Origin of the sequence: Bradyrhizobium nitroreducens (assembly GCF_002776695.1) — a bacterium.
Lineage (GTDB): Bacteria > Pseudomonadota > Alphaproteobacteria > Rhizobiales > Xanthobacteraceae > Bradyrhizobium > Bradyrhizobium nitroreducens.
This window is the reverse complement of sequence record NZ_LFJC01000003.1, coordinates 4,551,376-4,560,419: the sequence shown is the minus strand read 5'-3', so window position 1 is coordinate 4,560,419 and position 9,044 is coordinate 4,551,376. Positions and strand designations below refer to the sequence as shown.

General features: G+C 65.3%; 13 protein-coding genes. 6 read left to right on the top strand and 7 right to left on the bottom strand.

Annotation, left to right across the window (positions count from 1 at the left end):
- Window positions 1-98: 98 nt before the first annotated feature.
- Together TSA1_RS21990 and TSA1_RS39805 are read left to right on the top strand one after the other, a co-directional pair.
- On the top strand, window positions 99-521 hold the full coding sequence (locus TSA1_RS21990; RefSeq protein WP_100178159.1) for a hypothetical protein: 423 nt from the start codon (window positions 99-101) through the stop codon (window positions 519-521).
- Between the two features lie 285 nt (window positions 522-806).
- Window positions 807-944 carry a hypothetical protein gene (locus TSA1_RS39805; RefSeq protein ID WP_007614812.1) on the top strand — a complete coding sequence of 46 codons (138 nt, stop codon included), beginning with the start codon at window positions 807-809 and terminating at the stop codon, window positions 942-944.
- 42 nt (window positions 945-986) lie between these two features.
- On the opposite strand, the gene TSA1_RS39800 is transcribed toward TSA1_RS39805, so the two are convergent.
- The 3 genes from TSA1_RS39800 to TSA1_RS21980 form a co-directional block, all read right to left on the bottom strand.
- On the bottom strand, window positions 987-1,133 hold the full coding sequence (locus TSA1_RS39800) for a hypothetical protein (protein WP_174719013.1): 147 nt from the start codon (window positions 1,131-1,133) through the stop codon (window positions 987-989).
- 198 nt (window positions 1,134-1,331) lie between these two features.
- Window positions 1,332-1,814, bottom strand: coding sequence for a MaoC family dehydratase (locus TSA1_RS21985; protein ID WP_100178158.1), 483 nt, complete (start codon window positions 1,812-1,814; stop codon window positions 1,332-1,334).
- The gene (locus TSA1_RS21980; protein ID WP_100178157.1) at window positions 1,814-2,266 is read right to left on the bottom strand and encodes a MaoC family dehydratase; all 453 of its coding nucleotides are present in this window, start codon (window positions 2,264-2,266) and stop codon (window positions 1,814-1,816) included. Before TSA1_RS21980 ends, TSA1_RS21985 begins: the two co-directional genes overlap by 1 nt.
- Before the next feature lie 169 nt (window positions 2,267-2,435).
- Here TSA1_RS21980 and TSA1_RS21975 point away from each other — a divergent pair, with 169 nt between their 5' ends.
- Window positions 2,436-2,732, top strand: coding sequence for a DUF4282 domain-containing protein (locus tag TSA1_RS21975; RefSeq protein WP_100178156.1), 297 nt, complete (start codon window positions 2,436-2,438; stop codon window positions 2,730-2,732).
- Window positions 2,733-2,876: 144 nt separating this feature from the next.
- On the opposite strand, the gene ychF is transcribed toward TSA1_RS21975, so the two are convergent.
- The 4 genes from ychF to TSA1_RS21955 all read right to left on the bottom strand — a co-directional run bounded on the left by ychF (window position 2,877) and on the right by TSA1_RS21955 (window position 6,079).
- Window positions 2,877-3,974 (bottom strand): redox-regulated ATPase YchF, encoded by a 1,098-nt coding sequence (ychF, locus tag TSA1_RS21970; RefSeq protein WP_100178155.1) that lies wholly within the window; start codon window positions 3,972-3,974, stop codon window positions 2,877-2,879.
- A gap of 123 nt (window positions 3,975-4,097) precedes the next feature.
- Window positions 4,098-4,703: an aminoacyl-tRNA hydrolase gene (gene pth / locus TSA1_RS21965; RefSeq protein WP_100178154.1), complete on the bottom strand. Its 606-nt coding sequence runs from the start codon at window positions 4,701-4,703 to the stop codon at window positions 4,098-4,100.
- 61 nt (window positions 4,704-4,764) lie between these two features.
- On the bottom strand, window positions 4,765-5,481 hold the full coding sequence (locus TSA1_RS21960; protein ID WP_097657564.1) for a 50S ribosomal protein L25/general stress protein Ctc: 717 nt from the start codon (window positions 5,479-5,481) through the stop codon (window positions 4,765-4,767).
- A 346-nt stretch (window positions 5,482-5,827) separates the two neighbouring features.
- Window positions 5,828-6,079 carry an accessory factor UbiK family protein gene (locus TSA1_RS21955; RefSeq protein ID WP_007596812.1) on the bottom strand — a complete coding sequence of 84 codons (252 nt, stop codon included), beginning with the start codon at window positions 6,077-6,079 and terminating at the stop codon, window positions 5,828-5,830.
- Window positions 6,080-6,277: 198 nt separating this feature from the next.
- Here TSA1_RS21955 and lgt point away from each other — a divergent pair, with 198 nt between their 5' ends.
- Genes lgt through pgeF form a run of 3 tightly spaced genes read left to right on the top strand, consistent with a single transcriptional unit; the run spans window position 6,278 to window position 9,028 of the window.
- Entirely contained in the window at window positions 6,278-7,123 is an 846-nt protein-coding gene (gene lgt / locus TSA1_RS21950) for a prolipoprotein diacylglyceryl transferase (RefSeq protein ID WP_100178153.1), read from the top strand.
- 22 nt (window positions 7,124-7,145) lie between these two features.
- Entirely contained in the window at window positions 7,146-8,261 is a 1,116-nt protein-coding gene (locus TSA1_RS21945; RefSeq protein ID WP_100178152.1) for a class I SAM-dependent methyltransferase, read from the top strand.
- Window positions 8,261-9,028 carry a peptidoglycan editing factor PgeF gene (gene pgeF, locus TSA1_RS21940; RefSeq protein WP_100178151.1) on the top strand — a complete coding sequence of 256 codons (768 nt, stop codon included), beginning with the start codon at window positions 8,261-8,263 and terminating at the stop codon, window positions 9,026-9,028. Before TSA1_RS21945 ends, pgeF begins: the two co-directional genes overlap by 1 nt.
- The last annotated feature ends 16 nt before the right edge of the window (window positions 9,029-9,044 follow it).

The following is a 9,044-nucleotide window of genomic DNA, read 5'->3' as shown; positions in this document are numbered from 1 at the left end:
ATTTGCGGTCAAAATCGGACGCCCTGATAGGGAAGCCTCACAGACGTCGTCGTGCGGGGGACACTCGCGCTGCGCTCAACGCGAACAGGGGAACAACGATGAACGCCATGCGTCCGGAAAAGATCGAAGCCACCGAGACCGAGACGGTCGACACCAACCTCGCCGCCGTGACGGAGGTCGAGGCCGGCATCCGTGACTTCGTCCGCAACGACATCGCCTATCTGCGCCGTCCGGCGTCGGCCACCACCGATGCGCCGCCGCTCGACCCGAGCGCGGAGGCCACCGTCAACAACGTCAACTCGCTGATCCAGCGCGTCGCCGGCACCTCGCTCGCCGAGATCGAGAACCTGATCTCCGAGCTCGAGAGCCTGCGCGACCTGCTCCATGCCGAAGGCCAGCGCGTCCAGCGCGAGATCTCCGGCTACGCCCAGCTCAGCCAGGCCGCGATGAAGTCGACCCGCATGATCGCGGACAACGTCGCGCAGTGGAAGCGCGCCGCCGACGGCCTGCGCAACAGCTGATCGCAGAGCACCGCATCACCAGCCGCCGCGTTCCGAAAGGGGCGCGGCGGTTTTGATTCTGGAGGTCTCGTGCCCCGGACGCGGTGCGGCACGCAGTGACGCGCCGCAGAGCCGGGGCCGATGCCTCTGGCGACATGGCTTCAAGATGGGTCCCGGCTCTGCGCAGCAGCGCAAGAGCGCTGCAGCGCGTCCGGGACACGAGAGCATGGCTTGAACCCTTCGCCGCTCCCCAGCGACCAATGCCAGGCGCCCGTGCCGCTACGGCCGGGCTTGGGGACATTTCAGATGGAAAGCATTCGGCCCGACACCACGGACCCGATACCGTTGCGGCCCGCGCCGAACCAGTTCGGCACGATCATGCTGCGCTTTGTCGGTCTGCTGGCGGTCGCGATCGCCATTTTGGCGTTCGTCTATAGCCGCTGAGGTGCGGCGGCCGGATACCGGCCGCGAAGCATTAACGAACTGTTACCGGCTCGCGTCGGCGGCCGAGGCTTCCAGGGTGTAGGCGCCATCGGCATAGCCCTTCACCACCATGCCGGCGACCAGCATCACGGCCAGCGTCGCGGTCGCGAAGATGAATCCAACAAATTTCAGTGCGCCGCGATCAGCCATGGTCCTCGTCCCCTGTCGTCTGCCAATTCGTTTCAAATAGACAGCGACAGGTTCATAATTAGTTAGCACCTCACTGGTTCCGCAAAACTGCTTTGCGGTAACCATGTTGCGCGGGCTTATGCCAGCAGGCCTGAATCGCGTCCATAGCGCGCGGGCAACACTCGCGCACTCATTTGGACCGTTCATTTTGGAACAGATCTAGCTGGGCTTCGCGCGCATCGGCACGAAAGCGCTGGCCGTGATGGAATAGACCTCCTCGCCGCGCTGGTTCGTGCCGGTGGTGCGGGCCGTCAAAATGCCCCAGCCGGGGCGCGAGGCCGAGACGCGCTTGTCGATGACGACGTTGACGTAAGCGACGGTGTCGCCGGCAAGCACCGGCCGGATCCAGCGCAGGTCGCGAAAGCCCGGCGACGGGCCCCACACCGCAACCTCCTCGCCGCGCGACGCGGCCTCGCGCGCCAGACGCTGGCCGTCGGCGACAAGCAGGCTCATGCAGGCCGAACCGACATGCCAGCCCGACGCGGCGAGCCCGCCGAACAGCGAGTTCTTGCCCTCCTCCTCGTCGAGATGAAAACGCTGCGGATCGAACTTGGCGGCGAAAGTCTTGATGGCCTCGGCCGTGAAATTGTAGCTGCCGATCTCGCGGCGCTGGCCAATCTCGATGTCGTCGAAGAAGCGCATCAGACCGCTCCCTCGCGCCGCTTGATCAGGATCGGCGAGGTCATCTCGCCAAGCGCCTCACCCTTGGCGTTACGCATGGTGCATTTGAACTTGACGATGCCGAGCTCGGGCCGGCTCTTCGAGGTGCGCGCCTCCAGCACATCGACCTCGAGCGTGAGTTCGTCGCCGGGCCGCAGCGGCGACAGCCAACGCACTTCGTCGACGCCTGGAGATCCCAGTGAAGCCGCACGGGTGATGAAACCGTCGGCCATCATCCGCATCATCAGCGAGCAGAGATGCCAGCCCGAGCCGGACAGGCCGCGCAGCATGCTCTTGGCCGCGGCCTCCTCGTCCAGATGCATGGGCTGCGGATCGAACTCGGCGGCAAAGGCCAAAATCTCGTCGCGGGTGACATGACGCGGGCCGAACGTTCCGAACCGGCCGGGCGGGAAATCTTCGAAGGTCAGGGTCATGTTGGGAAAGCTTTGCGGGAATGACAGATTGTGGCCGCACTTTGCGGCAATCTCAACCCGCCGGCCCGCATGGCTCGTGCTACATATCACGCGGCGGCTTTGGTCTTGAGTCGGATCAGCCGGGGGCCGAGATCCACGTACCGAGGCCCGATTTGCCCTGGGGAGAGCAATGTTTTCATTCAGCGACCTGTTTCAATGGGACCGCTTCATCACGCCGACGATCATCAAGACCTTCTACTGGCTGGTGATCGCGCTGATCTGCCTGTACGGCATCTCCGGCATCTTTTCAGGGCTCGCTGCGATGGCGATCAGCCCGTTCGGCGGCTTCCTGGTGCTGCTGTCCTCGATCGCGAGCGTCGTCGTCGGCATCGTGTTCTCGCGCATCGTCGCGGAGCTGATCCTGATCGTGTTCCGCATCAACGAGCATCTCGGCGCGATCCGGGACCAGGGCAGCGGGATGCGGTAGCGGCCCTCGTGTCCCGGACGCGGCGCGGCATGAAATGACGCGACGCAGAGCCGGGACCCATGCATCAGCAATCAGGACTTCTGGGCCCCGGCTCTGCAGCGCACCGCAAGAGCGCTGCGCTGCGTCCGGGGCACGAAACCAACGTTACGTATTGAACCGGAAATGCATCACGTCGCCGTCGGCGACGACGTATTCCTTGCCTTCGAGGCGGAGCTTGCCGGCATCGCGGGCGCCGGCTTCGCCGCCCAGCGCGACGTAATCCTCGAACGCAATCGTCTCGGCGCGGATGAAGCCCTTCTCGAAATCGGTGTGGATCACGCCGGCCGCGGCGGGAGCCTTGGTGCCGCGATGGATGGTCCAGGCGCGCGCTTCCTTCGGGCCGACGGTGAAATAGGTGATGAGGTCGAGAAGCTGGTAGCCGGCGCGGATCAGGCGATCGAGGCCGGCTTCCTCCAGGCCCAGCGTCTCCAGGAAGTCGGCGCGCTCCTCGCGCGAAATGGTCGCGATCTCGGATTCGATCTTGGCGGAGATGACGACGGCGACCGCGCCTTCCTTGGCGGCCTGGTCCTGCACCGCCTTGGAGAAGGCATTGCCGGTTGCGGCCGAGCCCTCCTCGACGTTGCAGACATAGAGCACGGGCTTGGACGACAACAGGCCGAGCATGCCGAAGGCGCGTTCTTCTTCCGCCTTGCGCTCGACGAGGCGCGCGGGCTTGCCCTCGCGCAGCAGCACCAGGGTGCGGTTGACGAGGTCGAGTTGCTCCTTGGCGTCCTTGTCGTTGCCCTTGGCCTTCTTGGTGAGGTTGTCGACGCGCTTCTCGAGGCTGTCGAGGTCGGCAAGCATCAGCTCGGTCTCGATGGTCTCGATGTCGGCGAGCGGGGCGATCTTGCCCTCGACATGGGTGATGTCGGAATCCTCGAAGCAGCGCACCACATGCGCGATGGCATCGACCTCCCGGATGTTGGCGAGGAACTGGTTGCCGAGGCCTTCCCCCTTGGACGCGCCGCGGACGAGGCCGGCAATGTCGACGAAGGTCAGCCGGGTCGGGATGATCTGGCCGGACTTGGCGATCGCCGCGAGCTTGTCGAGCCGCGGATCGGGCACGGCGACCTCGCCGACATTCGGCTCGATGGTGCAGAACGGATAGTTCGCGGCCTGCGCCGCGGCCGTCTCGGTCAGCGCATTGAACAAGGTCGACTTGCCGACATTGGGCAACCCGACGATCCCGCATTTGAATCCCATGATGTTCCTGGCCTCCGCGCTCCGCGCGTCAATGTCTTCCGAACTCGTCATGCGCGGGCTTGACCCGCGCATCCATCGTCTTCGAAGGATGGATCGCCGGATCAAGTCCGGCGATGACAGGTGTTATTCCTTGCCGTTCTCGTCCTTGGTCAAAAATCCCTTCGCCTGCATGGCGAGGTGCACCCTGTTGGCGAAGGTCGCGTCCGTGCCCTTGGCGACCAGGCCTGCATGCTCGGCCACCGCCTCGCACAGCGTCGCCACCCAGTCGTTGTCCGCCTTGGCGAAGTCCGACAGCACGTGGCCATGCACCAGCTCCTTGACGCCGGGATGACCGATGCCGAGGCGCACGCGGCGGTAGTCGTTGCCGATATGCGCCGAGATCGAGCGCAGGCCGTTGTGGCCGGCGATGCCGCCGCCGATCTTCACACGCACCTTGCCCGGCGGCAGCTCGAGCTCGTCGTGGAACACGGTGACGTCGCCGGGAGCGATCTTGAAGAAGCCAGCCGCTTCCTGCACTGCGCGGCCGGAATCGTTCATGTAGGTCGTCGGCTTGAGCAGGATCACGCGCTCAGTGCCGAGCGTGCCTTCCGAGGTCTCGCCCTGAAACCTGCGGCGCCATGGTGCGAAACCATGACGCCGCGCGATCTCGTCGACGGCCATGAAGCCGATATTGTGCCGGTTACGTGCGTATTTCGCGCCGGGATTGCCGAGCCCAACAAAGAGTCGCATGACGCGGCGCGCCCCTCAGCCAGCGCGCGGTCAGGGACCACGCGCCAGCTCTTTCGAGAGATTACTTCTTCTTGTCGCCGCCGGCGGGAGCCTTGGCAGCGGCGGCAGGTGCAGCAGCGCCCGCAGCCGGAGCCGCAGCGCCAGCCGCTGGAGCTGCCGCAGCAGCGCCCGGAGCTGCAGCCGCAGCGGCGGCCTTCTGCTCTTCGGCGTAGCCGGACGGCGGCACGATGGTGACGAGGGTCGCGTCCTCGCGGGTCAGCGCCTTCACGCCGTTCGGCAGCTTGACGTCCGACAGATGCAAGGAGTGACCGATTTCCAGCGAGCCGACATCGGCCTCGATGTACTGCGGAATGCTCTCGACACCGCATTCGAGCTCGATGGCGTGGGCGACGATGTTGACCGTGCCGCCGCGCTTCACACCCGGAGAGGTTTCCGCCTTCACGACGTGCAGGGGCACGCTGATGCGGATGGTGGCGCCTTCGCCGAGCCGCATGAAGTCGACATGGATCGGGAAGTCCTTGACCGGATCGAGGTGATAGTCGCGCGGAATCACGCGGTGCTTCTTGCCCTCGAGATCGATGTCCACCAGCGTGGTCAGGAACCGGCCGGCGAGGATGCGCTGGCGCAGTTCGCGATCTTCGATCGAGATCGTGACGGGGGGCTGGTTGTTGCCATAGATCACTCCGGGCACTCGCCCGGCGCGACGCTCAGCCCGGGCGGCCCCCTTGCCGCTCTTCGGACGTGCGGTCGCCTTCAATTCCTTGACGGTCGTCGCCATGTCGTTAAGTCCTTGTTTTTGCAAAAGTTAATGGGCCGCAGCGCGGCCCATGGCATAGCTCGCAGCAAGCCTCCAGGGGTGCGGGGGCCACGAACTTGGCGGGCTTTTAGCCGGAAGATGCGGAAATGACAAGGAGAATGGGCTGCCAGCCCGGGTTCTTACCCGGGTCCTTACCCTCCTCCCCTGGAGGGGGAGGGTCGATGCGCATGCAGCGAAGCGAAATGCGCAGCAGGGTGGGGTGACAGTCTCTCAAATCTGGCGGTGCCCGAGTGGAGAGATCACCCCACCCCGGCGCTACGCGCCGACCCTCCCCCTCCAGGGGAGGGTTAAGAATCGTCCGGCCGTCCTATCCGCCGAGCTTGGCCTCCAGCGCCGCGATGCGTGCCTTCAGGGCCTCGTTCTCCTCGCGCGCCAGGCGGGCCATGTCCTTGACCGCCTCGAACTCCTCGCGCTTGACCAGATCCATGTCGCGCAGGAATTTTTCCGCCTGGGTCCGCATCACGGTGTCGAACTCGCGCTTGACGCCCTGGGCGGCGCCGGCGGCATCGTTCATCAGGCGGCCGATCTCGTCGAAAAACCGGTTGTTGGTCTGGGTCATCTCGGCCTCCGATAAACTTTGCGCGAACTCTCGAAAAGACAATGGCAATCCGGATCGCACGGTTCAAGAGCCGATCGCCGGTATCCTTGTCATCAACCGGTTTCCTTGCAATCGTATTCAACATCCCTGCATAACGGGAATCAGACGGCGTCTGCTGGCGCTCGATCGCCGCAATCCCGCTTGGATATAGAAGGCGCGATGCCCTTCCTGCTCATCGACTTTCCCGCCATCAATCCGGTCGCCATCGCGCTCGGACCGTTCGCCATCCGCTGGTACGCCCTCGCCTATATCAGCGGCATCGTGTTCGGCTGGCTCTATGCGCGCTCGCTGCTGAAGAAGGAGCGCCTGTGGGGCGGGCCCGCGCCGATGTCGCTGGTCCAGATCGACGATTTCATCCTGTGGGTCACACTGGGCATCATCCTCGGCGGCCGCACCGGCTACGTGCTGTTCTACAATCTGCCGTTCTTCATTCAGCATCCTGTCGCAATCTTCAAATTGTGGGAGGGCGGCATGTCCTTCCATGGCGGCTTCCTCGGCTGCGTCGTCGCGGTGATGTGGTTCGCCTATCGGAACGGCATCTCGATCCTGTCGCTCGGCGACATCACCACTGCAGTCGCGCCGGTCGGGCTGCTGCTCGGGCGGATCGCCAATTTCATCAAAGGCGAATTGTGGGGCCGCGCCACTGATCCGAGCCTGCCCTGGGCGATGATCTTCCCTGACGATCCCACCCAGCTGCCGCGCCATCCGAGCCAGCTCTATGAGGCCGGCATGGAAGGCATCCTGTTGTTCACGGTGCTCGCGATCATGATCCGTTTCGGCGCCTTGAAGCGGCCCGGCATGATCCTCGGCGCCTTCATCCTGATCTATGGCCTGTCCCGGATCGCCGGCGAGCATTTCCGCGAACCGGACGCCCAGCTCGGCTTCCTCTGGGGCGGATTAACCATGGGCATGCTGTTGTCGATCCCGATGCTTATTGCAGGCCTCATACTTATTGTATTGGCTGCGAGGCGCGATACGCCGAAGCCCGCAGGGGCCATTCGTTAATTCCTTTTCGAGAAGACAGACCGTGACCGACCAGCCGCTACTCGACGAGATCAAGGCGCTGATCAAAGCCTCGGGCCCCATGCCGGTCTGGCGCTACATGGAACTGTGCCTGATGCATCCGCGCCACGGCTATTACGTCTCGCGCGATCCGCTCGGGCGTGAGGGCGACTTCACCACCGCGCCGGAAGTCAGCCAGATGTTCGGCGAGCTCCTGGGCCTGTGGACCGCCTCGGTGTGGAAGCAGATGGGCTCGCCGCAATTCCTGCGGCTGATCGAGCTCGGCCCCGGCCGCGGCACCATGATGGCGGACGCGCTGCGCGCGCTCCGCGTGCTGCCGCCGCTCTACCAGGCGCTCCACATCCACATGGTCGAGGTCAATCCCGTCCTGCGCGAGCGGCAGGGTGCGACACTGTCGGCCGTGCGCAACATCTCCTGGCACGACAGCATCGATGACGTGCCGGAAGGGCCGAGCATCATCCTCGCCAACGAATATTTCGACGTGCTGCCGATCCACCAGATGGTCCGCCACGAGAACGGCTGGCACGAGCGCGTGATCGAGATCGACGGCAACGGAAAGCTTCAATTCGGCGTGGCGCCGGAGCCGACGCCGCGCTTCGACGTGCTGCTGCCGCCGTTGGTCCGCGCCGCACCAATCGGCGCCGTGTTCGAATGGCGGCCCGACGGGGAGATCATGAAGCTGGCCACGCGCGTGCGCGACCAGGACGGCGCGGCGCTGATCATCGACTACGGCCATTTGCGCAGCGATGCCGGGGACACCTTCCAGGCGATTGCGCGCCACACCTTCGCCGATCCCCTGAAGGCGCCCGGGCAGGCCGACGTCACCGCCCATGTCGACTTCCAGGCGCTGGCGGGTGCGGCCGAGGCTGTCGGCGCGCGCGTGCACGGGCCGGTGACGCAAGGCGATTTCCTCAGGCGGATCGGCATCGACACCAGGGCCGCCGCCCTGATGCAGAAGGCGACACCGGAAGTGGCCACCGACATTTCGATCGCCCTCAAGCGCCTGACGGAAACCGGGCGCAGCGGCATGGGCTCGATGTTCAAAGTGCTCGGCATCTCCGAGCCGCGGCTGACGGGCCTAGCCGGCCTCAGCGATCTCGAACCGGCCGGAGACGATTGATGACCCTCACCTCGTCGCTGCTGTCGGCCGTACCCGGACTTCGCCACGCGTTCTTCACCCGCGAAGGCGGCGTCTCCGGCGGCATCTATTCCGCGCTGAACGGCGGCCTCGGCTCCAGCGACGATCAGACCCTTGTCGCGGAGAACCGCCGCCGCATGGCCGAACATGTCGGCGTCGCGGCGGATCGCTTCCTCAGCCTGCACCAGATCCACTCGCCCGACGTGCTCATCGCCGAAACACCATGGCCGAGCGGGCCGCGACCGAAGGGCGATGCGCTGGTCACGACATCGCCCGGCATTGCGCTCGGGGTGTCCACCGCCGATTGCGGACCGGTGCTGTTCGTCGATCCCAGCGCGCGCGTCATCGGCGGCGCGCATGCGGGGTGGAAGGGCGCGCTATCAGGCGTGCTGGAGGCAACGATTGCCGCGATGGAGACGCTCGGCGCCACGCGCGGCGGCATCATCGCCGCGATCGGGCCGCTGATCCGTCAGGACAGCTACGAGGTCGGCAACGAGTTCGTCGCACGCTTCATCGAGGCGGACGCGGACAATGCGATGTTCTTCATCCCCTCGCGGCGCGAGGGACACGCGATGTTCGATCTCGCCGGCTTCATTCGCAGGCGGCTGGAAGCTGCCGGCATCCTGATGATCGACGACCTCGGTCTCGACACCTACGCCGACGAGCGCTTCTTCAGCTACCGCCGCTCCGTGCATCGCAAGGAGCCGGACTACGGCCGCCACGTCCACGCCATCGCGCTCGAGGGGTGAACACACAGGCAACACG